The following is a 23,535-nucleotide window of genomic DNA, read 5'->3' as shown; positions in this document are numbered from 1 at the left end:
GAGTACGGGCCCGTCGTCGTCAGGTCAACCGGCAGCTCAGGGAGCGTACTTGTAGCCGACCCGGCGCACCGTCTGGATCGAGGCGCGGTGGGAGGCGCCCAGCTTGCGGCGCAGACGGGCGATGTGGACGTCCACGGTCCGGCCGTCGCCGACGTGCCCGTAGCCCCAGACCGTGGTGACCAGCTGGTCCCGGCTGTGCACCCGGTGCGGGTGCTGCACCAGGTGGGCCAGCAGCTCGAACTCCAGGTACGTCAGGTCGAGCACGCGGCCGTCGACTTCGGCGGTGCGCTGCGCCGAGTCGATCCGGACCCGGCCGTCACCCGGTCCGGCGGGCGCGGGGGCGGGGGGAGCCGACGGGGCGGCGGCGGCCACGGCCTGCGGGGCGAAGCCGATCGGAGGCTGCTGGTCGGCCGGTACGAGCACCAGGTACCCGATCATCGGCGGCTGGCCCGGCAGCGTCGGCAAGGTGTGCTGGGGTGCGGGCAGCCAGGTGGCCCCCGGCGGCAGGAAGTCCACCACTCGGGCCACTTCGTCTCGGTCAACGGAACGGAGCCGGTGGCGCGGACTGGGCGGATAGGAGAGGGGAGAGGTCGCAGCGGTGGCGGCGGAGGAGAGGGAGCGGGTGTTCGCCATGAGTGGTCAGCTCTTTCACGCGGAGTGGTCGGCAGGAGACGTGCGTACGTCGTCGATGTCGATGCCGCGCAGACCGAAGGCCTCGGGGAAGGTCAGGTGGGTGGTCCCGGAGGCTTTAGAGGGCCGGCGCGTTCTTCGCGCGGCGACACTCCCGGTCGTAATCGTGATCCTGACGGGACGGCCAGAAAGGCTCGAGGTCGCTGCGACCTGACGAGGTGTGCGAATGGCTGGCCATGGCCCCATTCAAGCAGATGTCATGTCTCCGGGGCAGGCCCCGTCTCACCCCATGGATGGGAATCTCACATACCGAGCTCACGCCCTAGTCAATCCCGGACAAAAGGCAACTCCCCATGTGAGCCGCAGCCGCAGCCGCTGCCGCTGCCGCAGCCGCTGCCGCTGCCGCAGCCGCAGCCGCTGCCGCTGCCGCAGCCGCTGCCACGGACTGACAGCGCCCGCCGGCCCCGTGGGGGGCGCGCCGGGCGCTGTCAGTGGTCATCGGCCGGGCGTGGGCCCGGTGATGCCGGTGGTGCCGGTGGCTCTCGTGGCGCTGGCCGTCAGACCAGGCCGTCCTTCTCCAGGCCCGCGCAGCAGGTGTCCGTGATGAGACGGGTCACCACGTACGGGTCCACGTTCGCGTTCGGACGGCGGTCCTCGATGTAGCCCTTGCCGTCCTTCTCCACCTGCCACGGGATGCGGACCGAGGCGCCGCGGTCCGAGACGCCGTAGCTGAACTCGTTCCAGGGGGCGGTCTCGTGCAGACCCGTCAGACGCTCGTCGATGCCGGCGCCGTAGTTCTTCACGTGGTCGAGCGGCTTGCTGCCCTCGCCCAGCGCCTCGCACGCGGAGATGATCGCGCGGTAGTCCTCGCGCATCGCCTTCGTGGAGAAGTTGGTGTGCGCACCCGCACCGTTCCAGTCGCCCTTGACCGGCTTCGGGTTCAGCGTCGCGGAGACGTTGAAGTCCTCGGCGGTGCGGTAGAGCAGCCAGCGCGCGATCCACAGCTGGTCCGAGACCTCCAGCGGACCGACGGGACCGACCTGGAACTCCCACTGGCCGGGCATGACCTCGGCGTTGATGCCGGAGATGCTCAGACCCGCCGCGAGGCAGTGGTCCAGGTGCTTCTCGACGATCTCGCGGCCGAAGATCTCGTCCGAGCCGACACCGCAGTAGTAGCCGCCCTGCGCGGCCGGGAAGCCGCCCACCGGGAAGCCGAGCGGACGGATGCCGTCGAAGAAGGTGTACTCCTGCTCGATGCCGAAGATCGGCTCCTGGCCCGCGAACTTCTCGGCGACCGGACGCAGCAGCGCGCGGGTGTTCGACTCGTGCGGGGTCATGTCGATGTTCAGGACCTCGCACAGGACGAGGACGTTGTCGCCGCCGCGGATCGGGTCCGGGCAGGAGAAGACCGGGTTGAGCACGCGGTCGGACGCGTGGCCCTCGGCCTGGTTCGTGCTCGATCCGTCGAAGCCCCAGATCGGCAGCTCGGCGCCGTCCGTGATGATCTTCGTCTTGGAGCGAAGCTTCGCCGTCGGCTCGGTGCCGTCGATCCAGATGTACTCAGCCTTGTAGCTCACGGGACCCATCCTCAGACTCTGCGGGTGCTGCTGGTCGCTGCTTCCTCGCTGCGGTGATGACCGCAGCGTGCCCGCCCGCGATTTCTCTTCCGTTGCCCGTGTGTGAACCCCGTGTTACCGAGGTTTGCACCGCAGGTCGGGCGGGTTGTGCGGGTTGGTGTCGGCCCGCCCGACCGGGTGGGGCAGACTGGCCGCGTGAGCATTTCGTCTGATGTGAACGCCGCCGTGGGACCCGTCGAGAGCGTGGCTCCCGCAGGCCGCCGCCCCCGGGTCGGGTTGCTGGGCACCGGCCCCTGGGCGCACCGCACCCACGCCCCCGCCCTCGCCGCGCACGCCGGCTCCGACTTCGCCGGCGTGTGGGGCCGCCGTCCCGAGGCCGCGGCCGAGCTGGCGCACGAGTACGGCGTGAAGGTGTACGAAGACCCCGACCAGCTGTTCGCCGAGTGCGACGTCGTCTCCTTCGCCCTGCCGCCCGACGTACAGGCCGCCATGGCCGTCCGCGCCGCCGCCGCGGGATGTCACCTGCTCCTCGACAAGCCCGTCGCCACCACCCTGGAGGACGCCCGCGCCGTCGCCGAAGCTGCCGCGCGCCACCAGGTCGCCTCCGTCGTCTTCCTCACCCTGCGCTTCGCCGAGCCCACTGCGGGCTGGGTCGAGGAACAGGCCTCACGCACCGGCTGGTTCACGGCCGCGGCCCACTGGCTCGGCGCCGTCTACCCCTCCGACGGAACGCCCAGCGCCTACGCCGACTCGCCCTGGCGCAAGGCCAAGGGCGGGCTGTGGGACGTCGGCCCGCACGCCCTGTCCGTCCTGATCCCGGTCCTCGGAGAGGTCACCGCGATCAGCGCCACCCCGGGCCCCTCCGACGTGGTCCAACTGGCACTTCGGCACACCTCCGGCGCGGCCAGCACCGCCGTGCTCAGCCTGAGCGCGCCGCGCGCGGCCGCCGGGGTCGGGCTCGAACTGCGCGGCACCGAGGGCGTGCACCAACTCCCCGGATGGAGCGAGGTTCCGGACGCCTACGGGCGCGCCCTGGACGCGCTGCTCACCGCGGCCCGGACGGGGGTGCCGGATCCGCGCGGGGCGGAGTTCGGGGCCCGACTGACGGAGATCCTGGCCGAGGCGGAGGCCCAGCTCCCTACTTGATCACCGCGTTCGCCACGATGATGGCCAGGCCGATCGTGGCGTCCGCCATGCCGATCGCCAAGGCGGGGCCCAGCCGATAGCCCACGCGGAGCGCGACGAGCGCACCCCAGGTGAACAGCAGCGCGGTGTTCAGCCCCAGCCCGACGGCGGTCACCGCGTAGGCGTCCCAGTCGAAGAGCCCGGCGGCGACCAGCAACAGGACGGTGGGCAGGGCGGCCACGATCAGCGGCCACTCGTTCCACAGCGCCAGGCCCAGCATCCGCCACCGGTGCCCGGCGGACTCCCCCCGGTGGGAGGCCATGTGGTGCGAGTAGCCGTGCGCGAGTCCGGCGGTAGCAGCCGTCACCAGCACCCAGCTGGCGTCGTAGTACGGGGTGAACGCCTCCCCCTTCTGGTGCAGCGCGGCCAGCAGCGCACTGGCCAGCACGGTCCCGTACACCCCACCGAACATCCAGTCGGCCCCCCGCCGCCCGGGTCGTGAGCCCGCCCCGGAGGGGAGGTCCGGCCGGGCAGCCCGGCCGTGTGGCTGCTGCTCCTCGTTCACAACGGGTCCCTTTGATCTGGTACGTCACAATTTGCCGCTCTGGCCACCCTAGGGGTCGGGAGGTGGAGGCGGGGTGAAGGGGGCCGGGGTCGGGTGGTGCGGCGGGGGCTTTGGTGGGCGGGGGTGGTGGGCGGGTCGGGATGAAGGGGGCGGGAGCTACTCGATCGGCATCAGGGATGGGTTTGGTGGTTTCCCGTCAGTCCGATCGTCTCCGTGTCGGGCCGGTCCCTCAAGGGCGCTCCTTCGTCGCGTCACTGCGTGATGGCCTACGGCCACCCTTGACCGACCGTCCCGCCACGGAGAACCGAAGACTGCCGAGAAACCCCCAAAAGAACGGGCCGGGCACTCAAGGACCAGGACGGGCAGTTGGAGACACCCATCCCTGTCGGGCGCGAAGAGCCACGACCGAGAGACGGGGCCCATCCCGACCCGGCCCCGCGTCGGGGGAAGCGCCCCCGATCGCTACGCGCCCCCCATCTCTCAGCGCCCGACGGCCGTCTTGGGCTGGACATAGGCCGCCCACGGCCCCAAGTGCTCTCACTGATGGCGTCCGACGACCGGCCGGGGCCAGCGACCAACCGTCCACGGCGTCGGGTGTTCTTGCTGGGCGCGCCCCGGCGGCCGCCTTGGGTTGGACATGAGTCGCCCACGGCGTCGGCCGTTCCCGCCGAGGATGCCCGGCGACCGTCTGCGGCCGGCCACAAAGCCGCAGACGACCTTCAGGTGCTTCCCTCGAGAGGCGCCTGACGGCTATCCGGGGGCGGAGAGGCGTGGAGCAGCGGCTATTTCGTAGTGGGTGCGGGTCAGTGCGTGCGGGTGGCCCGAGAGGTCGCCGGTTTGCCCTAACTGCCCCTATTTGGAAGTGGGTTTGTGGTGTCGTGTTCGCGCTGACCCGCATCCACTACGAAATAGCCGAGCTGCGGGCCGTCCGCCCCTCCCATCCGCTCTCATCCCACTGACGACAGCCGGCCGCGGGCATGGAGAAGCGCGTAGCGATCCGAGGCGGCCCGCGGTCGGCCACGGACGGTCTCCGGACGCCTTCGGCGAGAGCGCCCGAGGCCGTGGGCGGCTTGTGGCCAGCCCCGAGACGGCCGTCGGGACGCGTGTCGAGCGTCGGACTCGGGGCCGTGGGCGGCTTGTGGCCAGCCAGAGGCGGTGGCCGGGCGCGTTCGGTGGGAACACCTGGGGCCGTGGGCGGCCTGTGTCCGGCCCCGAGGCGGCCGTCGGGACGCAGGTCGAGCGTAGGACCTGGGGCCGTGGGCTGGCTTATGCCTACCGCCGGGCGGTCGTCGGACGCATATCGAGCGCCGGACCCGAGGTCATGGGCGGCTTATGCCCAGCCCCGGCCGGTCGTCGGACGCCATCAGTGAGAGCACCTGGGGCCGTGGGCGGCCCATGCCCAGCCCAAGACGGCCGTCGGGCGCTGAGAGATGGGGGGCGCGTAGCGATCGGACGCGCCCACTGACCCGGGCCCGGGTCGGGATGGGCCCCGTCTGGGGATCGTGGCCTGCCGGGATCTGCCTGGGTGTGTCCGACTGCCCGTCCTGGTCCTTGAGTGCCCGGCCCGTTCTTTTGGGGGTTTCTCGGCAGTCTTCGGTTCTCCGTGGCGGGACGGTCGGTCAAGGGTGGCCGTAGGCCATCACGCAGTGACGCGACGAAGGAGCGCCCTTGAGGGACCGGCCCGACACGGAGACGATCGGACTGACGGGAAACCACCAAACCCATCCCTGATGCCGATCGAGTAGCTCCCGCCCCCTTCATCCCGACCCGCCCACCACCCCCGCCAAGGAGTCGAGCGCCCGGGCGAACGCCGAGTCCGAGGGTGCCGCGTAGCCGACCACCAGGCCTTCGCGGGGTGGGCTCGGGTCGGCCGGGTGTTGGTAGGACGACAGGCCGTCCAGGGCCAGGCCCGCGGCGCGGGCCGCCGTGAGGGCGGGGGATTCCCGACCCGGGGGGAGTTCCAGTACCGCGTGCAGGCCGGCCGAGATGCCCGTCACCCGGACCTCCGGGGCGCGTGCCGCCAGTACGGTGACCAGCTGGTCACGGCGGCTCCGGTAGCGCAGGCGCATCCGGCGCACGTGGCGGTCGTACGCCCCGCACTCGATGAAGTCGGCCAGCGCCAGCTGGTCCAGCGTGCTCGCCCAGGACTCCCGCAGCCCCTTCGCGGCCAGCACCTGGTCGCGCAGCTGGTCGGGGAGGACCAGCCAGCCCAGGCGCAGCGCGGGGGAGAGGCTCTTGCTCAGCGAGCCCGCGTACACCACGTGTTCGGGGGCCAGTCCCTGGAGCGCGCCGACCGGTTTGCGGTCGTAGCGGAACTCCCCGTCGTAGTCGTCCTCCACGATCACGGCATCGGTGCCGCGGGCCCATTCCACGGCGGCGGCCCGACGTGCGGGCAGCAGGCGGCCGCCCGTCGGGAACTGGTGCGCCGGTGTGAGCAGCAACGTACGGGCCCGGGAGGGGAGTTCCTCTCCCAGTCTTCGACCGGGAGCCACCCCCAGCCGGGCGCCGTCCTCGTCGACCGCGACGGGGTGCGGGCGGACCCCGGCGTCCCGGAGGATGCCGTGATGGAAGGGGAGCCCGTACGCCTCGACGGCCCAGTCGCGGGGCCGGACGGACGACAGGAGCCGCAGTCCGTTGGCGAAACCGGAGCAGATCACGATGTTCTCGGGGCCGCAGCGCACGCCGCGCGCCCGGGACAGGTAGCCGGCCAGGGCCCGCCGCAGTTCGGGGCGGCCCTGCGGATCGCCGGGCCCGAAGGCCTCGGTGGGCGCCTCCGCCAGGGCCCGGCGGGCGCTGGCGGCCCAGGCGGCGCGCGGGAAGGAAGCGGCGTCCGGCTTGCCCTGGAGCAGGTCGTGGCGGGGCCGGTCGAGTGCGGGCCCGGCCGGGGCGGCCGGTGCGTCGGTGGTGGCGACTCCCTCGGCGACCATGGTGCCGGAGCCCTGCCGGGCCGTGAACCAGCCCTCGGCGACCAGTTCGGCGTAGGCGTCGGCGACGGCGTTGCGGGCCAGCCCGAGGTCGGCGGCCAGGGTCCGGTACGGCGGCAGCCGGGTCCCGCCGGCCAGCCGGCCGCTGCGCACCGCACTGCGCAGGGCCTGGGCGAGCGCGGTCCGCCGGGCGCCCCCGGCGGGGAGTTCCAGGTGCAGGTCGGCGCCACCGGGCCCCTGGTCGGGAGCGGTCACGGGCGTGGCTCCGGTGCGAAGACGGCGTGGGTGGCCGTCAGGAAGCGGCGCACGGTCTCCCGTTCGGCAGGGTCGAAGGAGCCGAGCACCTGGAGCACCCCGTCGATCAGGGGCCCGAAGAACTCCCGGCCCAGACGGATCGCCGCCGGCTCCACGCGCAGCAGGGTCCGGCGCCGGTCGTGGTCGTCGCGGACGCGTGCCACGTGGCCGAGCCGTTCGAGGCGGTCGATCACGGCGGTGGTGCCGGCGGAGTTGAGGCCGAGCCGGGCGCCGAGCAGGCCCGCGGTGGCCGGTTCGGCCGCGCGGGCCGCGTCGAGCAGGCAGATCAGGGCGCGTACGTCGGTGGGGTGCATGCCGTTGCGGGCGGCGAAGTCGGCTTGGCGCAGACCGAATTCGACGGTGACCGCGCGGAGGAGGTGCACCAGTCGAAGGTCGTCGGGTTCCTCGATTACCGGTTCCTCGATTACCGGTTCCCGGTGGTCCGGGTCCCTGCTGTCGTCCATGTCGCCCCCTGGCGGAATCTCTCGTTGAGCGAGATTATCGCCCAGCGAGGTATTGGATGAGATGGATGACCCATCGGGACGACCCATCGGGATCACCCGTTGCACGAGCCATGGGGGCGGTACATGCACCGGACGTCTTCCTTCCGCGCCGTCTACGACGCGGTGCTCGGCCGGTGGCCCGGCCCCGTCGAGGCCGTCGATCTGGCCACCCCGTACGGGGTCACCCGCGTCAACCGGTGCGGTCCGGCCGCCGCGCCGCCGCTGGTGCTGCTTCCCGGCGGAGGGTCCACTTCCACCGTGTGGGGCGCCTGCGTCGCGGCCGGGGCGGCCCGCGCCCACCGGGTGCACGCCGTCGACCTGGTGGGGGACCCCGGGCTCAGCGTTCCGGCGCCCGACCGGGCGATCCGGTCCCCCGGGGACCTGGTCGGCTGGCTCGACGCCGTCCTCGACGGGCTGGGCCCGCAGCGCCACGGGCCGGTGACCCTCGCCGGGCACTCGTACGGGGCCTGGATCGCCGCCCACTACGCCACCCGGCGCCCGGACCGGCTCGGCCGCCTGGTGCTGCTCGACCCGACCCGGGTCTTCGCGGGGCTGCGCCCGGGCTACGTACTGCGCGCGCTGCCCGTGCTGGTGCGGCCCACCCCGGAGCGGATCCGCTCCTTCCTGACCTGGGAGTCCCGCGGGGCCGCGCTCGATCCGGCCTGGCTGCGGCTGCAGGAGGAGAGCGCCGGCTTCCCCACCGTCCGGCCGGTCACCGGGCCGCGCCCCGACCTGGCCGGGCTCGCGCGGTCCGCCGGCGCGGGCCCCCGGGTCGACGTGCTCTTCGCCGGGCTCGCCGGCTGCCACGACTCCGGCCGCGCGGCCCGGGCGGCGCGCGAGGCGCTGCCGGGCGCGCGCGTCGACGTACTGCCCGGGGTCCCGCACCACGCGCTGCTGCTGACGGCGGCCGCGGAGATCGCCCGGCGCCTCTTCTAGCCCTTGCGGGACAGGGCCTCGCGGACGGCCTCCTCGGAGCGGCCGACCACGGCCGTGCCGTCCTCCGCGGTGATGATCGGGCGCTGGATGAGCTTCGGGTGAGCGGCCAGGTGGGCGATCCAGAGTCCGCGCGCGGCATCGGTCTCCTCGCGCGGCAGGTCCCGTACGCCGGTCTCCTTGGCCAGCGGGTCCGAGGTGCGCGTGATGTCCCACGGCTCCAGCCCGAGCCGGCCGAGCACCTCGCGGATCTCGCCCTCGGAGGGCACGTCCTCCAGGTAGCGGCGCACCGTGTAATCGGCGCCCTCCGCGTCCAGCAGGGTCAGGGCGCTGCGGCACTTGGAACAAGCGGGATTGATCCAGATCTCCATGGCGCCAACCCTACCCAGGGTCGGTCTGGCCAGGGGCTTTTGTCAGTGGTCCCCGGTAAAATCGAGGAAGAACGACAGGACGCCAACTACCGTTTGGGAGGCTGTAGATGGCAACTGCCACCACCGTCCAGCACGTCAAGAAGAAGCCGCTGCCGGCGGGGCTGCCCCGCGAGTGGTACGAGAGCCACAACCGCCGTCTGAAGGCGATGCGGTTGGCGATATCCCTGCTCGACTCGGGGACGTACGACGCCCGCCGTGCCACCAACCGGAAGATCCGGACGATGGCCGTTCGGACGGGGATCCACCGGCCGTCGAACGTCACCTGCAAGATGGTGCGCGCGTTCATCATGGAGTCGTAGCCGGCAGCCGTCGCCGCAGCTCGTCACCCACCGCATGGCAGGGCCCCGGCCGGCCGGGCAAAACCGGTCGGGGCTTCCGGCAGCGGTCCCGCAAGATGATGTCCATGCAGCACGTCGAGTTCTTCACGTACACGTCCGACCGCCTGTGGGGCATCCGCGTCGACGGGGCCGACCTGCGCGTCCACGCCGCGGATGCCATCCGCCCCCTGTGGCTGCAGGAGGAGAGCCCCTACGAGCGGACGCCGGAGGACACGGAGGACTTCCTGTTCAAGCAGTACGCCGGAATGACGGAGAGCACCCTCGGTGACCCGGTACGCCACTTCCTCGGCGACGCCGCCCCGGAACTCCGGAACACAGCGGCGGACGCGACCGCGGTGCTGGGCTGCCCCTGCAGCATCTGGGAGTGCTGGCCCCTGTTCACCCACATCACCGCCACCCCCGAGACCGTCACATGGTCCGGCTTCCGCCAGCCCCACCGGCCGGCCTGGGGCGAACTCCCCATCGGACCGTTCGTCTTCCCCCGGCCCGTCTACGAGAACGCGCTCGCGCACGCCGTCCACCATGCCGAGGACCCCCTCACGGCCCTGCCCCCGTCCGCCGCGGCCGACGGGGCGTAACCCCGGGCGGTGACCCCGGTGGCCCCGGTAGCCGCGAGCCGTGGGCACGGCCTACGCAGTCGGGTCCCGTCCGTCCAGGGACAGCAGCAGTAGGGCCACGTCGTCGTTCGGGCCGCCCTTCGTGAAGGCCGCGAGGTCCTGCCACACCGCCCCGACCAAGCCCGCCGGGTCCCGTGCCAGTACGGGTACCCGGGCGGCCAGCGGGTAGAAGTGCCCCGCCGCGTTGCGGGCCTCCGTCACGCCGTCGGTGTGCAGCAGCAGCTGGTCCCCGGGGAGCACCGCCAGCTCCGTCGCCACCGGCGGCGTCGGACCGGCGAGCCCCAGGCCCAGCGGCGGCCCCGGCTCGACGATCACCTCCTCCACCGCCGATCCGCGGACCCGCAGGGCCGACGGGTGCCCGCACGACACGATCCGTACGACGTCCAGCCCGGGCGGGAACTCCAGCAGCATGGCCGTGGCGAACAGCTCCGGATGCTCGACCGACGCGGCTGCCGCGTCCGCCACCAGCCGCCGGTCCAGTCGGGCCGCGACCGCCCCGAGTCCGACGTCGTCGATCACGGCCTCGCGGAAGGCCCCGAGCAGCGCCGCCACCGTGCCGACCGCCGCCAGTCCGTGCCCCTGCACGTCCCCGACCAGCGCCCGCACCCCGTACGGCCCGGCCCGTACGTCGTACAGGTCGCCGCCGACCAGCGTGCCGTGCTGCGCCGCCCGGTAGAGGCCCGAGCAGCGCACCGGACCCACCCGCTCCGGCACCGGTGGGAGGACCGCGAGCTGGGCCGCCTCCGCCACCGTCCGTACGCTGACCAGCTGCGCGTCCCGGCGCTGGCGGACCCAGGCGATCACCACGCTGAGCACGCCGACGACGGCCACCGTGGCCAGGTCCGTGCCGCGGGCGTTGGCGACACCGAGCGAGTGGACGCCCAACAGCAGAAGGACGATGCCGGCGAAGACCGCGGTCCCCGCCGCCCCGTACGCGAAGGCGGCCACCGGGGGCAGACCGGCCAGGAAGAACCCGAGCTCCGCGCCCGGGGTGACCGCCTGGGCCAGGACCAGTACGACCAATGCCGCCGCGGGCGCGATCCGGGCCCAGCGCGGCGGCGGCTCGCCGCGCAGCCAGCCCGCTTCCTGCCGTCGGCGTCTCACCCCTCCACCCTGGTACGGCGGCCGGGCCCGCGCACCCCGGACCGGCCCGCCGGGTGGCCCTGTCGGCCCCGGGCCGCGACAGTGGTGGGCGTGACGGCAAGCGAAGGCGCGGGGAAACGGCCCGGCAGGGCGCACGTCGAGGCGCACGGCGAGGGCGGCGCCGGCTCGCAGAGCGGGGAGATCAGCACGCGGCTCAACTGGCTGCGCGCGGGTGTGCTCGGTGCCAACGACGGGATCATTTCCACCGCGGGTCTGGTGGTCGGCATGGCGGGGGCCACCACCTCGCGTTCGGCGATCCTGGCGGCGGGCGTCGCCGGGCTGCTGGCGGGCTCGTTGTCGATGGCGGCGGGGGAGTACGTCTCCGTCAGTTCCCAGCGGGACTCCGAACGGGCGGCGCTCGACCTGGAACGCCGGGAACTGGCCGAGGAGCCGGAGGCGGAGCTCGACGAACTCACCGACCTGCTCGCCGAGCGGGGGCTCAGCCGGGAGGTGGCGCGGGAGGCCGCCGAGCAGCTGACGGAGCGGGACGCGCTGCGGGCCCATGCCCGGGTGGAACTGGGGATCAACCCCGACGAGCTCGCCAACCCGTGGCACGCGGCCTTCGCCAGTCTCGTCGCCTTCACGGTCGGGGCGCTGCTGCCGCTGCTGGCGATCATCCTGCCGGGGCCGTCGCAGCGGGTGCCGGTGACGGTGGTGGCGGTGCTGGCCGCGCTGACGCTGTGCGGGGTGATCAGCGCGCGGCTGGGCGGGGCGCGCGTGCCGAGGGCGGTCGCCCGGAACGTGGCCGGCGGCGCCCTGGCCATGGCCGTGACCTACGCGGTGGGCACCTGGCTCGGCACCACCGCCTGACCCGCGCCTCAAACGCCGGCGGGGCTGAAATCCAGCCCCGCCAGGGGGCACCTCCCAGCGGTAGCTGGGGGAGTTTGAGGCGCGGGCGCGGAGCGCCGTGTGGTGACGCCCGCCAGGGCACGTGCGTCCGGCGAAGGACGACGACGCGCCCCGAATACCGCCGGGCCAGCGCAGCGACCCGGCAGGATGGGGGCATGCGGATTGCTGTTACCGGGGCGACCGGGCTCATCGGAAGTGCACTCGTGCGGTCCCTGCGGGCGGACGGGCACGAGGTGGTGCGGTTCGTGCGGCGGGAGCCCGTCGGCGCGGACGAGGCGCGGTGGGATCCGGCCCGCGGGTACGTGGACCCCGCCGGGCTGGCCGGCTGCGGTGCCGTCGTGCACCTGGCCGGCGCCGGGGTCGGGGACCACCGGTGGACGGCCGCGTACAAGAGGGAGATCCGCGACAGCCGGGTGCTCGGCACCGCCGCGCTCGCGAACGCCCTCGCCGCCCTCGACGAGCCGCCCGCCGTCCTGGTCAGCGGTTCGGCCGTCGGCTACTACGGGGACACCGGTGACCGGGCCGTCGACGAGGCCGCCCCGGCCGGGCAGGGGTTCCTGCCCTCGGTCTGCGTGGAGTGGGAGGCGGCGGCCGCTCCCGCCCGGGAGGCCGGGATCCGGACCGCGTTCGCCCGTACCGGGCTGGTCGTGGCCCGAGAGGGCGGAGCCTGGGGGCGGATGTTCCCGATCTTCCGCGCCGGCATCGGCGGCCGGCTCGGCAACGGCCGCCAGTACTGGTCGTACATCTCCCTCCGGGACGAGATCGCGGCCCTGCGGCACATCATCGACACCCCGGGCCTGTCCGGCCCGGTCAACCTGACCGCCCCGGAGCCGCTGACCAACCGCCAGATCACCGAGGCCATGTCCCGCGTGCTGCGCCGGCCCGCGGTGCTGCCGGTACCGGCCGTGGCCCTTCGCGTCGTGCTGGGGGAGTTCTCCGAGGACGTGCTGGGCAGTCAGCGGGCCCGGCCCGCGCGGCTGCTGGAGTCCGGCTTCGTCTTCCACGACCCCGGCATCGAACAGGCGATCCGCGCCACGCTCTGAGATCCGCGTGCGACCACCGTGCGACCGTTCGTGACCCATATGCGACCGCTGTGCGACCGGAGTTGACCGCAATGTCACGCCGAACTCGGGTTCCCCTTTAACCGGTTGAGGGAAGGAGGATCCCCACACAGCCGCGCCGACCTCGGGGAGGGGCACGTGCTCAGCAGCTCACACCATGCCGCACACCATGCGGACGTCGTCATCGTAGGAGCCGGGGTCTCAGGACTCGCGGCCGCGCAGCACCTGATCGCAGCCGGAGTCACGGTCACCGTCCTGGAAGCCGCGGACGACCCCGGCGGGCGGATGGCCACCGAGTCCGCCGACGGGTTCCGGCTGGACCGGATCGGGCAACTGCTCAACACCTCGTACACGGAACTCGAACGCACCCCCGGCCTGCGGGCCCTGAACCTGCGCCCCTTCACCCCGGGCGTCCTCGTCCACACCGACGGGAAACAGCTGCGGGTCGGGGTCCTCACCCCGGCCCGGGCCCTGGCCAGCGGCTCCCTCGACCAGGCCCGGATCAGCGCCGCCCTCGGCCGGCTCGCCACCCTGCCCGAGGAGAAGCTGCTCGCCCGTCCCGAACGCACCGCCCACGCCGCCCTGCGCTCCCGCGGGCTGCCGACGCGCACCCTGAACGGTGCGCTCCGCCCCCTGCTCGCCACCCTGCTGCGCGACCCGGAGCTCACCACCTCCAGCCGGGTCGCCGACCTCGCCCTGCGCACCTTCGCCCGCGGCCGCCTCGCCGTGCCCGAGGGCGGCGCGGCGGCCCTGCCCGACCTGCTCGCCGCCGCCCTGCCGCCCGGCACCGTACGGACCGGGGTCCGGGTCCGGTCGGTGGCGACCAACCTGGTGACCACCGAGGAGCACGGCGACTTCCGCTGCCGTTCCGTCCTCCTGGCCACCGGGGCCCGCGCCGCCGCCGAGCTCCTGCCCGGCCTGCGCGTGCCCGCCTTCCACGAGGTCACCGTCCTGCACCACGCCACCACCGCACCCCTGCCCCGGGACGGCTCCCTGCTCCTGGACGGGGACCCCGCCTGGCCCGTATCCCACACGGCCGTGATGAGCGCGGTCGACCCGACCCGGGCCCCGGCCGGCCGGAGCCTGGTCAGCACCACCGTGCTCGGCCCGCCGCCGCCCGTGCGCACGGTCGCCGCACGGCTGGCCCGGCTCTACGACACCCCCACCCGCGAGTGGGAACTGCTGGCCGTCCACCACACCCCGGAGGCGGTCCCCGCAATGCCACCGCCGCACGACATGCGGCGTCCCGTACGGGTACTGGCCGGGCTCTACGTGTGCGGCGACCACCGCGACACCAACACCGTCCAGGGGGCCCTGCACTCGGCCCGGCGCGCCGCCGGCGCCGTCCTGCGCGACTTCGGCATCCGACTCCCGGTCACCCCGGAGCCCGCACTTCCGGTGGCGGCCTGAGAACCACGGCCGAAGCGGGGGCCCGGTCCTGTGCACAGGACCGGGCCCCCGCCCCCTGCCCCGAGGGCGCTCCGGGCGCTCAGGGGTGCTTCGGAATGTTTCGGGGCGTTTGTGGACGCTATGTAGCGTTTCAGGACAGGGCGGCCACCCGGTCCCGGTAGGTCCGCACGGCAGAGGCGTCCCGGTACGGCTCCAGCCGCCGCTCGAAGTCCCGTACGTACTCCACCGCCCGCACCGACCGCATCTCCATCGCCTGCTGCGCCGCCTCCGCACCCAGCGCGCACGCCTGGTCCAGCTCGCCCAGCCCCAGCCGGGCCGTGGCCAGCACCACCCGGCAGAACAGTCGGGACCGGGCGTACGCCGGCCCCCGCAACTGGAGGGACCGCTCCGCGTGCTGCGCCGAGGCCCGGTACTGCTGGAGGTCCCGGTGGCAGTGCCCGAACTCGTCCGCCAGCTGCGCCTCGTCGTAGAACCGGGCCCAGTGCGGAACGTCGTCCCCCGGCCGGGCCGCGCCCAGCGCGCGCTCGGCCCGCACCAGGGAGGCGGTCGACGCCCGGACCTCGCCGAGGACCGCGTGTCCGCGTGCCTCCGCCGAGTGGAGCAGGGCCTGCACCACGGGCGGCGGGCCGGAGCCGACGCCCTGCTGGGCCACCCGGGCCAGTTGCACGGCCTCGCGGCCGTGACCGAGGTAGACCGCCTGCCGGCTCATGGTGACGAGCACGTACGAGCCGTACGGGCGGTCCGCGGCCGCCTGCGCGAGCCGCAGCGCCTGCACGAAGTACCGCTGGGCGAGCCCGTGCGCGGCGATGTCGAAGGAGGTCCAGCCCGCGAGCCGGGTCAGATCGGCGGCGGCCGAGAACAAGCGCCGCCCGGTGGTCTCCCCGTAGGTCCCGCGGAGCATCGGTTCGGCCTCGTGCTCCAGGTAGCGCACCAGGGCCTGCCGGGCGTGCCCGCCGCCGTAGGCCTGGTCCAGGGTCCGGAACAGCTCGCTGACCGATCTCAGCGCCGCGATGTCCCCGCCGGTCACCCGCTGCCCGGGGCCGCGGTCGATCTGCCGCTGCCGGGGGACCGAGGTCCGCCCCTGCAGCGGGACGCGGGCCGCGGAGGGTTCCGCGCCCCGGCCGACCCGCTCGTCGGCCCGGCCGATCAACCAGTCCCGGCTGGGCACCACCAGCCCGGCCGGGGTGAAGGCGATCTTCCGGAGCTCGGCGTGCGAACCGGAGTCCTTGCGCCACAGCCCGCTCGCGATGTCCACGGCCTCCTCCGGGGTGGCCGCGAACTCCAGCCCCGCGTACACGGGCGCGCAGGCGTCCAGCCCCAGGTCCTGGGCGGAGAGCCGGCGTCCGAGGCGGCGGGTGAAGACCTCGGCGATCAGCGCCGGGGTGGTCCCGCGGGGCTGCTGCCCGCGCAGCCATCGGGTCACGGAGGTCTTGTCGTACCGCAGGTCGAGACCGTGCTCCAGGCCTAGCTGGTCGACGCGGCGGGCGAGGCCGGCATTGGAGAACCCGGCTTCCGCGATCAGCGCCGCGAGCTGCCGGTTGGGGACGCGCTGGGCAGGTCGTTCCGTCATCGGCTCCACGGTTTCCTGACGTGACGGACCGGGGTCCCGGCCCTGTGAACGGCGTGAATGTAGCGGCGAACTTCGCCGATGCCGCCCTCTCTGCCCCACATTCATCCGATCGTGTGCAGAATGCGTAGGGCCCTTTACGGACCGGACCCCTCCGCCCACGTACGCTGCGGGCCATGACCCCTCGGCCCCACGGGGCGCACCTCCCCGAGGAGCGAACCGAATCCACCGTCCCGCTGTCCCCGCCCGAACTGACCGAGGCGGAGTGCCGGCGCTGCGGCACCTACATTGCCGGGCTCGACGGGCGGTACGCGTGCGGGGTGTGCGGCTGGGTCAACGACCACTCGGAGGGCCACCGGCGGCTGCCGCGCGCGGACGAGGACCCGGACCGGCCGCTCAAGGGGCGGCGCCGGCCGAAGCAGCTGCCGGGGCCCGTGCCGGAGCCCGAGCCCGTGTCCGAGCCCGTGTCCGAGCCCGTGTCCGAGCCCGTGTCCGAGCCCGCGCCGCGGCCCGCGCCGGGGCCCTGAAGGGGCTCGTGCGGGTCGCCGTACCCTTGCTCAGTGAGGTACGTGCACACAGCAGGTTCAATGAGGAGGCGCTGCGGTGGCTGAGCTTGGGTTTGTCCATCTGGGCTTCGGGCCGAATTCCGTCGAGTACACCCGGGCCTGGGAGGAACAGCGCCGGGTGCACGCGGCCCGCTTCGCGGACGAGATCGAGGACACCTGCCTGCTGGTGGAGCACCCGCCGGTCTACACGGCAGGGCGGCGCACCGACCCCAGCGAACGCCCGCTCGACGGCACCCCCGTCGTCGACGTGGACCGCGGCGGCAAGATCACCTGGCACGGCCCGGGCCAGCTGGTCGGCTACCCGATCATGAAGCTGCCCCGCCCGGTGGACGTCGTCGCCCACGTCCGCCGCCTCGAAGAGGCCCTGATCCGCACCGCCGCCGAGTTCGGCGTGGAGACCACCCGGGTCGAGGGCCGCTCCGGAGTCTGGGTCCTGGGCGACCCCGTCGAGGAGCGCCCCACGATCGGCGGCCTCTCTCTCGACCTCGACCCCCGACTGCACGACGAGGAGTTCGACGCGCGGCTGAATGGCCCCGAGTACGCCCCGTCCAACGCCGGCCAGCGCCGCGAGGACCGCAAGCTCGCCGCCATCGGCATCCGGGTCGCCAAGGGCGTCACGATGCACGGCTTCGCGATCAACGTGAACCCGGACAGCACCTGGTTCGACCGGATCATCCCCTGTGGGATCCGGGACGCCGGTGTGACCTCGCTCTCGTACGAACTGGGCCGGGAGATCACCATCGCCGAGGTGCTTCCCGTGGCCGAACGGCACCTGAAGGACGTACTGGAGCACGCGGAGTTGAGGCCCCGCGAGATAGAGCCGGCAGTGGGCTCCTAGCCCCCGGGAATGCGGCCGGCCGCTCGCAGGTTGGCCGACGTAAGAGCGTACGAAATTACGGGCGTACCCTGGTGGGCGCCCGAACAATCGAAGTCACAGGGAGCCGGTCGTGTCCGCAGTCGCACCCGACGGACGCAAGATGCTGCGCCTGGAGGTCCGTAACGCCCAGACCCCCATCGAGCGCAAGCCCGAGTGGATCAAGACCCGGGCGAAGATGGGCCCCGAGTACACCAAGATGCAGGCCCTGGTGAAGGGCGAAGGACTGCACACGGTGTGCCAGGAAGCCGGCTGTCCGAACATCTACGAATGCTGGGAGGACCGCGAGGCCACCTTCCTCATCGGTGGTGACCAGTGCACCCGGCGCTGTGACTTCTGCCAGATCGACACGGGCAAGCCCGAGGCGCTGGACCGTGACGAGCCGCGGCGCGTCGGCGAGTCCGTGGTCACGATGGACCTGAACTACGCCACCATCACCGGCGTCGCGCGCGACGACCTGGCCGACGGCGGTGCCTGGCTGTACGCGGAGACCGTGCGCCAGATCCACCAGCAGACGGCGGGCCGCGAGTCCGGCCACACCAAGGTCGAGCTGCTGGCCCCCGACTTCAACGCGGTCCCGGAGCTGCTGGAGGAGGTCTTCGCCTCCCGCCCCGAGGTCTTCGCGCACAACGTCGAGACGGTGCCGCGGATCTTCAAGAGGATCCGCCCCGGCTTCCGCTACGAGCGCTCGCTCGACGTGATCACCAAGGCCCGCGCCTACGGCCTGGTGACCAAGTCGAACCTGATCCTCGGCATGGGCGAGGAGCGCGAGGAGGTCTCGCAGGCCCTGAAGGACCTGCACGAGGCCGGCTGCGAGCTCATCACCATCACCCAGTACCTGCGGCCCTCGCCGCGGCACCATCCCGTCGAGCGCTGGGTGAAGCCGGCCGAGTTCGTCGAGCTGGCGAAGGAGGCCGAGGAGATCGGCTACTCCGGCGTGATGTCCGGCCCGCTGGTCCGGTCCTCGTACCGGGCGGGTCGCCTCTACCAGCAGGCGATGGAGAAGCGCAGCCGAGTCTGAGCGCAGGTTGAGGGTCCGCCCGAGGTACGAGGGCGGGCACTGTGCGTGTGAAGTCGCGCACAAAATGCTACCAACGAGTAATACCGCATCGGCGCGGCCCCTAGGCTCTTTCTTGAGGAAGAGTTCGGCGGGCCGCGTCGGCGTTTGCAACGTGTCAATCACATTTGACCGACCGGTCACGCCCTGGTAACACCAGTCAGTGACGCTTGGTCCACGCACCGCACACACCGCTCGCACCGCGCAGGGGCGAGCATCGTGAAAGGGATCGACATCATGCAGGCCGCGCCCGTACGCGCCATTGCCATCCCGACCCTCTCCGACGCCTTCCGGGGCATTGAGTCCCTGCTGATGAGCGGGGCCCGCCGCAACGCCTGGACGGCGGTCCTGGAGGACCGCAAGCGGGCCAAGGACCGGGTCGAAACCGAACACGTACTTGAGGCCGCGGCTACCCGAACCCCGCAGGCCACGTAAACTTCGCTGTATGGCGAGGAAGTCAAACGCAGAGACTGCTGCGAACCCCGGGCGACTGAAGCAGATCGCCCTGACGTACAAGATGACGCGCAAGGCGGACCCGAAGGTCGGTCTGATCGTCGCGGGCGTGGGCATCGTCACCTTCGGTGTCTTTCTCGCGATCGGCTTCCTGGTCGAGCACGAGATCTACCTGGGTGTCCTGGGCTTCCTGGTGGCGTTCCTCGCGATGGCGATCGTCTTCGGGCGACGGGCCGAGCGGGCCGCCTTCGGGCAGATGGAAGGACAGCCGGGAGCTGCCGCTGCCGTACTGGACAACGTGGGACGGGGCTGGACGACCACCCCCGCCATCGCGATGACCCGGCAGCAGGACATCGTCCACCGTGCCGTGGGCAAGGCCGGCGTCGTGCTGATCGCCGAGGGCAACCCGAACCGGGTGAAGCCGCTGCTCGCGAACGAGAAGAAGAAGCTGGCCCGGATCATGCCGGACGTGCCGGTGCACGACTTCATCGTGGGCACGGGCGAGGGCGAGGTGCCGCTCAAGAAGGTGCGCACCACCCTGCTCAAGCTGCCGCGCGTGCTGGCCGGCCCGCAGATCACCGAGGTCAACGACAAGCTGCGCGCCATGGGCGATCTCATGAGCAACATGCCGCTGCCGAAGGGCCCCATGCCGAAGGGCATGAAGATGCCGCGCGGCGGAAAGATGCGCTGACCCGGTCACCTGATTTTCGTATACGACACAGGGGTGCCCCCCGAGCCCGCGGGCCCGGGGGGCACCCCTGTGTCGTACGTCGTACGCGTTCTCCGCGGCCGGTCCTAGATGCGGACCTGGACGGCGCGGGCCAGTCGGTCGTGCAGGCCGCGGCCGTCGCGGTCCCAGATCAGCGCCGGGACGACCAGGGCCAGCAGCAGCGTGCGCAGGACCACCCGGACGATGCCGAGGCGGCCTCCGGACTCCGAAATCACCCGGAGGCCCAGGATCCGCTTGCCAGGGGTGAAGCCCACGGTGCCGACCGTCAGGACGGTGAGGGCCACGAAGAGCGCGAGGGTCCAGTCGGCCGCTTCGGTCAGGTTGCCGCCGGTGATCAGCCCGTAGGCAATCAGCTGGCAGCCGATCCAGTCGATCGCGACGGCGCCGAACCGACGCCCGAAGCGGGCCACCGAGCCGGGCCCCTGCTGGGGCAGGCCGAGCTGTTGACCCGGATAGCCGAAGTCGACGCCCATCTCCTCGGCGGCCGCGCGGGGGCCGGAGAGCCAGGATCCGATTGCCTGTCTGTTGTCCACCCGAACACGGTACCCGTGGCGCCGCACGGCCCTCCGGTCGGACCCTGGTTAACTTGTGCGAAACAAATGGGTCATGCTTGGGAAATCCCGTCTGCTTATGGTCGGGTCAGCGTGCGGCACCGCACTGACGCGCCACGAGCTATAAAGCCCGTCCCTCCCCCGGGGTCGGGAGTAGGAGGAGTTGGATGTTCAAGAACGCCGACGAAGTGAAGCAGTACATCGAGGAGAACGACGTCAAGTTCGTCGACGTCCGCTTCTGCGACCTGCCTGGTGTGATGCAGCACTTCACCATCCCGGCGCGAGCGTTCGACCCGGCGGAGGAGCTCGCCTTCGACGGATCCTCGATCCGCGGCTTCCAGGCGATCCACGAGTCCGACATGGCGCTGCGTGCCGACATCACCACCGCGCGTCTGGACCCGTTCCGCAAGGACAAGACGCTCAACATCAACTTCTTCATCCACGACCCGATCACGGGTGAGGCCTACAGCCGCGACCCGCGCAACATCGCGAAGAAGGCCGAGGCGTACCTCGCCTCCACCGGCATCGCCGACACCGCGTTCTTCGGCCCCGAGGCCGAGTTCTACGTGTTCGACAGCGTGCGCTTCGCGACCTCCGCGAACGAGGGCTTCTACCACATCGACTCCGAGGCCGGCGCCTGGAACACGGGCTCCGAGGAGAACAACCGTGGTTACAAGGTCCGCTACAAGGGTGGTTACTTCCCCGTAGCCCCGGTCGACCACTTCGCCGACCTGCGCGCCGAGATCTCCCTCGAGCTGGACGCCCAGGGCCTCCAGGTCGAGCGCCAGCACCACGAGGTCGGCACCGGTGGCCAGGCCGAGATCAACTACAAGTTCAACACGCTGCTCGCCGCGGCCGACGACCTGATGCTCTTCAAGTACATCGTGAAGAACGTCGCCTGGCGCAACGGCAAGACCGCGACCTTCATGCCGAAGCCGATCTTCGGTGACAACGGCTCGGGCATGCACGTGCACCAGTCGCTGTGGGCGAACGGCGACCCGCTGTTCTACGACGAGGCCGGCTACGCGGGCCTGTCGGACACCGCCCGCTACTACATCGGCGGCATCCTCAAGCACGCCCCGTCGCTGCTGGCGTTCACCAACCCGACGGTGAACTCCTACCACCGCCTGGTCCCGGGCTTCGAGGCGCCGGTCAACATGGTGTACTCGCAGCGCAACCGCTCCGCCGCCATGCGCATCCCGATCACGGGCTCGAACCCGAAGGCCAAGCGCGTCGAGTTCCGCGCGCCGGACCCGTCCTCGAACCCGTACCTCGCCTTCGCGGCGCTGCTGCTCGCGGGCCTCGACGGCATCAAGAACAAGATCGAGCCGATGGAGCCGATCGACAAGGACCTCTACGAGCTCTCGCCCGACGAGCACGCGAGCGTCCCGCAGGTCCCGACCAGCCTCGAGGACGTCCTCAAGGCCCTGGAGGAGGACCACGAGTACCTCCTGGCCGGCGGTGTCTTCACCCCCGACCTGATCGAGACCTGGATCGACTACAAGCGCACGCACGAGATCGCCCCGATCGCGCTGCGTCCGCACCCGCACGAGTTCGAGCTCTACTTCGACATCTAAACCGCAGACTCCCAAGCGAAGGCCGCCGTCCCACCCGGGCCGGCGGCCTTCGCCGTGTGCGGAGGCGGGCGCGGGTGCGGCGGGGACTGTGACGACATGATTCACCCATGAGCGCTTCGACTTCGGCATCGGGCCCGGCCCGGCAGAGTTCCACCCCGCAGCCGGACCCGGGGCCTGCTGGCCCAGCTGCCGGGCCACCCTTCAACCGCCGTGTCCACATCGTTGCTGAGATCCTGGACCGCCCTGAGGAACTGAACCTGCTCCAGCAGGTGTGCGACGCGATGGCCTGGCCCTTACGCGAGCCGCTGGCCGGGGAGACCACGGTGACCACGGACGCAAGCTGGACGCTGCGCGTGATCGAGATCCGGATCCGCGGAGTTCGCGAAACAGCGGTCGAACAGGCGGTCGCCACCCTGGACACGCTGGCCCAGGACGCCGAGCTGTCCTTGCACTGCCGCGATGCCACCCTCGTGGAGCGCGTCCAACGACCACAGATCGAGTGGCACCTACGGGGCAGGCGGGGACCGGTGAACCGGCGGATCCGCCAGGCGCTCCACCTGGCCGTCCGAACGGGCGAGCACGATCCGCATGCGGGCACTGTCCGGCTGGTCCGCGTTCCCACCACGCTCGATGAGTCCCGGCCCCGCCGACTGGCTCGTACGCGACGCACCGCCCGGGCCGAGTTTGCGCACCACCCGCTGGCGCTGCGGCGACTGGACCCAGAAGTGCACGAGGTAGGCAGCCCCTCGGTGCCTCGGGGGTGGTACGTCCTGGCATTCCTGGCACTCGTTTTCACCGCGACAGCCATCTGCTTGCTCGGCGCCGGCCTCTGGCCCGCGCTCGGCGCGGACAGTCCGCGCGTCGGCGGCCCGCTCGTCGTCCTGGCCGGAGGCTATCTGCTGAGCGGAACTGTTCTGGCGGTGCGGCGCACCCCCACGCACCGCGCGCTTCCGTGGCTCGCCACGCTGGCCGTGCCCCTCGCAATACCCCTGGTCCCATGGCTCGGGACACTCGTCCAACGGGCCTATCTGTCGCCGTTCGGGTTGCGCCCCACGCCGGGGACCGGAGGGCTGGGCAACATCCAGGCGGGGCTCTGGGTGCTGTGCGTGTTCGTCACAACCGCACTGGTACCGGTGGCATACCTCGGGTGGATGCGATTCCTCGCCCCCTCCCTGAGAGTCCGGGGGCCGTGGTTGTCCTGGGCGCCTGCAGTGATTCTGGGCATAGGCATGGGCACGGCGTTCAGCCTGCTCACCTTCCATGCAGCGGCGGTCAGTGGCGCGGAGAACCGAGCGCAAGCAGCGGCCGGCCGCGACATCCCGGAGTACTTCGGGGTCAGCGCCGAGTACGCGTGCGTGGAGCCGACTTCCCGCGAAGCGCCGTACTACGGAACCCCGCCTCCCCATGACAAGCCGGTGGTGATCTTCGGGCAATCCGGTGACCGGGTCGATTTCTGGGACCCCTCCGCCAACCGAAAGACCAGCATCCGCTTGGAGGACGCCCGCATCAGGGTCGTTCCCCACAGCGACTCGCCGTGCGCCGACGCCGCCCAGGCCGTCAGTGGCCGGGGCCGGGAGAGCTGAGATCCCCTCAACCTTCGCGGAGGCGCGGCCTCGGGTCGGCAATTGACGATTTCCTTCTGAGGGAAATACCTGATGGGAGGCCCTCCATCGCGTTCTGGGGGCGCGGCGGGGGGCCTTTCCGCTTTGACAGGTCCGCATGGGCGGGTGAGGGTGGAAATGACCTAAAAGGCCCATAAG

23 protein-coding genes are annotated in these 23,535 nt (G+C 72.1%); 14 read left to right on the top strand and 9 right to left on the bottom strand.

Annotated elements, in window-relative coordinates; all coding sequences use genetic code 11:
• Nucleotides 1-36: 36 nt before the first annotated feature.
• Both ACIQK6_RS15180 and glnII read right to left on the bottom strand, forming a co-directional pair.
• A complete protein-coding gene (locus ACIQK6_RS15180; RefSeq protein ID WP_402694927.1) occupies nucleotides 37-633 on the bottom strand; it encodes a winged helix-turn-helix domain-containing protein in 597 nt (198 codons plus the stop codon).
• A 554-nt stretch (nucleotides 634-1,187) separates the two neighbouring features.
• Nucleotides 1,188-2,207, bottom strand: coding sequence for a glutamine synthetase (glnII, locus tag ACIQK6_RS15175; protein WP_329102697.1), 1,020 nt, complete (start codon nucleotides 2,205-2,207; stop codon nucleotides 1,188-1,190).
• A 225-nt stretch (nucleotides 2,208-2,432) separates the two neighbouring features.
• Between glnII and ACIQK6_RS15170 the strand changes: the two genes are divergently transcribed.
• Nucleotides 2,433-3,353 (top strand): Gfo/Idh/MocA family protein, encoded by a 921-nt coding sequence (locus ACIQK6_RS15170; protein ID WP_402694937.1) that lies wholly within the window; start codon nucleotides 2,433-2,435, stop codon nucleotides 3,351-3,353.
• On the opposite strand, the gene ACIQK6_RS15165 is transcribed toward ACIQK6_RS15170, so the two are convergent.
• From ACIQK6_RS15165 to ACIQK6_RS15155, 3 genes are all read right to left on the bottom strand, one after another.
• The gene (locus ACIQK6_RS15165; protein ID WP_329102699.1) at nucleotides 3,346-3,804 is read right to left on the bottom strand and encodes a hypothetical protein; all 459 of its coding nucleotides are present in this window, start codon (nucleotides 3,802-3,804) and stop codon (nucleotides 3,346-3,348) included. The two genes, ACIQK6_RS15170 and ACIQK6_RS15165, sit on opposite strands and share 8 nt — an antisense overlap.
• A 1,850-nt stretch (nucleotides 3,805-5,654) precedes the next feature.
• Nucleotides 5,655-7,076, bottom strand: a complete 1,422-nt coding sequence (locus ACIQK6_RS15160; protein WP_329102701.1) for a PLP-dependent aminotransferase family protein — start codon at nucleotides 7,074-7,076, stop codon at nucleotides 5,655-5,657.
• Complete coding sequence (locus ACIQK6_RS15155; protein ID WP_402694926.1) at nucleotides 7,073-7,579, bottom strand: MarR family transcriptional regulator; 507 nt, start codon at nucleotides 7,577-7,579, stop codon at nucleotides 7,073-7,075. The genes ACIQK6_RS15160 and ACIQK6_RS15155 overlap by 4 nt, the downstream gene beginning before the upstream one ends.
• A 123-nt stretch (nucleotides 7,580-7,702) precedes the next feature.
• Here ACIQK6_RS15155 and ACIQK6_RS15150 point away from each other — a divergent pair, with 123 nt between their 5' ends.
• Complete coding sequence (locus ACIQK6_RS15150; RefSeq protein WP_402694925.1) at nucleotides 7,703-8,554, top strand: alpha/beta fold hydrolase; 852 nt, start codon at nucleotides 7,703-7,705, stop codon at nucleotides 8,552-8,554.
• Here ACIQK6_RS15150 and ACIQK6_RS15145 read toward each other — a convergent pair.
• Nucleotides 8,551-8,922, bottom strand: a complete 372-nt coding sequence (locus ACIQK6_RS15145) for an ArsC/Spx/MgsR family protein (protein ID WP_329102704.1) — start codon at nucleotides 8,920-8,922, stop codon at nucleotides 8,551-8,553. The genes ACIQK6_RS15150 and ACIQK6_RS15145 overlap by 4 nt on opposite strands.
• Before the next feature lie 107 nt (nucleotides 8,923-9,029).
• Between ACIQK6_RS15145 and ACIQK6_RS15140 the strand changes: the two genes are divergently transcribed.
• Both ACIQK6_RS15140 and ACIQK6_RS15135 read left to right on the top strand, forming a co-directional pair.
• Nucleotides 9,030-9,281, top strand: coding sequence for a hypothetical protein (locus ACIQK6_RS15140; protein WP_030012991.1), 252 nt, complete (start codon nucleotides 9,030-9,032; stop codon nucleotides 9,279-9,281).
• A gap of 104 nt (nucleotides 9,282-9,385) precedes the next feature.
• On the top strand, nucleotides 9,386-9,898 hold the full coding sequence (locus ACIQK6_RS15135) for a hypothetical protein (RefSeq protein ID WP_402694924.1): 513 nt from the start codon (nucleotides 9,386-9,388) through the stop codon (nucleotides 9,896-9,898).
• Nucleotides 9,899-9,949: 51 nt separating this feature from the next.
• On the opposite strand, the gene ACIQK6_RS15130 is transcribed toward ACIQK6_RS15135, so the two are convergent.
• Nucleotides 9,950-11,041 (bottom strand): PP2C family protein-serine/threonine phosphatase, encoded by a 1,092-nt coding sequence (locus tag ACIQK6_RS15130; RefSeq protein WP_329102708.1) that lies wholly within the window; start codon nucleotides 11,039-11,041, stop codon nucleotides 9,950-9,952.
• Nucleotides 11,042-11,131: 90 nt separating this feature from the next.
• Here ACIQK6_RS15130 and ACIQK6_RS15125 point away from each other — a divergent pair, with 90 nt between their 5' ends.
• The 3 genes from ACIQK6_RS15125 to ACIQK6_RS15115 all read left to right on the top strand — a co-directional run bounded on the left by ACIQK6_RS15125 (nucleotide 11,132) and on the right by ACIQK6_RS15115 (nucleotide 14,400).
• Nucleotides 11,132-11,890, top strand: a complete 759-nt coding sequence (locus ACIQK6_RS15125; protein ID WP_402694923.1) for a VIT family protein — start codon at nucleotides 11,132-11,134, stop codon at nucleotides 11,888-11,890.
• Nucleotides 11,891-12,084: 194 nt separating this feature from the next.
• Nucleotides 12,085-12,972 carry a TIGR01777 family oxidoreductase gene (locus ACIQK6_RS15120; protein ID WP_329102709.1) on the top strand — a complete coding sequence of 296 codons (888 nt, stop codon included), beginning with the start codon at nucleotides 12,085-12,087 and terminating at the stop codon, nucleotides 12,970-12,972.
• 156 nt (nucleotides 12,973-13,128) lie between these two features.
• Entirely contained in the window at nucleotides 13,129-14,400 is a 1,272-nt protein-coding gene (locus ACIQK6_RS15115) for an NAD(P)/FAD-dependent oxidoreductase (RefSeq protein WP_329102711.1), read from the top strand.
• A 130-nt stretch (nucleotides 14,401-14,530) separates the two neighbouring features.
• Here ACIQK6_RS15115 and ACIQK6_RS15110 read toward each other — a convergent pair whose 3' ends face one another.
• On the bottom strand, nucleotides 14,531-15,970 hold the full coding sequence (locus ACIQK6_RS15110; RefSeq protein ID WP_329102713.1) for a regulator: 1,440 nt from the start codon (nucleotides 15,968-15,970) through the stop codon (nucleotides 14,531-14,533).
• A gap of 173 nt (nucleotides 15,971-16,143) precedes the next feature.
• On the opposite strand from ACIQK6_RS15110, the gene ACIQK6_RS15105 reads away from it, so the two are divergent.
• The 5 genes from ACIQK6_RS15105 to ACIQK6_RS15085 all read left to right on the top strand — a co-directional run bounded on the left by ACIQK6_RS15105 (nucleotide 16,144) and on the right by ACIQK6_RS15085 (nucleotide 19,608).
• A complete protein-coding gene (locus tag ACIQK6_RS15105; RefSeq protein ID WP_402694922.1) occupies nucleotides 16,144-16,494 on the top strand; it encodes a hypothetical protein in 351 nt (116 codons plus the stop codon).
• 76 nt (nucleotides 16,495-16,570) lie between these two features.
• Nucleotides 16,571-17,371, top strand: coding sequence for a lipoyl(octanoyl) transferase LipB (lipB, locus tag ACIQK6_RS15100; protein WP_329102716.1), 801 nt, complete (start codon nucleotides 16,571-16,573; stop codon nucleotides 17,369-17,371).
• Nucleotides 17,372-17,480: 109 nt separating this feature from the next.
• Nucleotides 17,481-18,428 carry a lipoyl synthase gene (gene lipA / locus ACIQK6_RS15095; protein ID WP_030010915.1) on the top strand — a complete coding sequence of 316 codons (948 nt, stop codon included), beginning with the start codon at nucleotides 17,481-17,483 and terminating at the stop codon, nucleotides 18,426-18,428.
• Nucleotides 18,429-18,701: 273 nt separating this feature from the next.
• Entirely contained in the window at nucleotides 18,702-18,899 is a 198-nt protein-coding gene (locus tag ACIQK6_RS15090) for a hypothetical protein (protein ID WP_030010916.1), read from the top strand.
• Nucleotides 18,900-18,909: 10 nt separating this feature from the next.
• Nucleotides 18,910-19,608, top strand: coding sequence for a DUF4191 domain-containing protein (locus ACIQK6_RS15085; protein ID WP_402694921.1), 699 nt, complete (start codon nucleotides 18,910-18,912; stop codon nucleotides 19,606-19,608).
• Nucleotides 19,609-19,712: 104 nt separating this feature from the next.
• Here the strand turns inward: ACIQK6_RS15085 and ACIQK6_RS15080 are convergent, their stop codons facing one another.
• A complete protein-coding gene (locus ACIQK6_RS15080) occupies nucleotides 19,713-20,180 on the bottom strand; it encodes an RDD family protein (protein ID WP_329102720.1) in 468 nt (155 codons plus the stop codon).
• Nucleotides 20,181-20,365: 185 nt separating this feature from the next.
• Here ACIQK6_RS15080 and glnA point away from each other — a divergent pair, with 185 nt between their 5' ends.
• Together glnA and ACIQK6_RS15070 are read left to right on the top strand one after the other, a co-directional pair.
• Nucleotides 20,366-21,775 (top strand): type I glutamate--ammonia ligase, encoded by a 1,410-nt coding sequence (gene glnA, locus ACIQK6_RS15075; protein WP_329102722.1) that lies wholly within the window; start codon nucleotides 20,366-20,368, stop codon nucleotides 21,773-21,775.
• 107 nt (nucleotides 21,776-21,882) lie between these two features.
• Nucleotides 21,883-23,358, top strand: coding sequence for a hypothetical protein (locus tag ACIQK6_RS15070; protein ID WP_329102724.1), 1,476 nt, complete (start codon nucleotides 21,883-21,885; stop codon nucleotides 23,356-23,358).
• Nucleotides 23,359-23,535: the final 177 nt, after the last annotated feature.

The organism is Streptomyces sp. NPDC091682 (assembly GCF_044756625.1).
Lineage (GTDB): Bacteria > Actinomycetota > Actinomycetes > Streptomycetales > Streptomycetaceae > Streptomyces.
The sequence above is the reverse complement of the archived record's forward strand: the minus strand, read 5'-3'. Positions and strand labels throughout refer to the sequence as shown.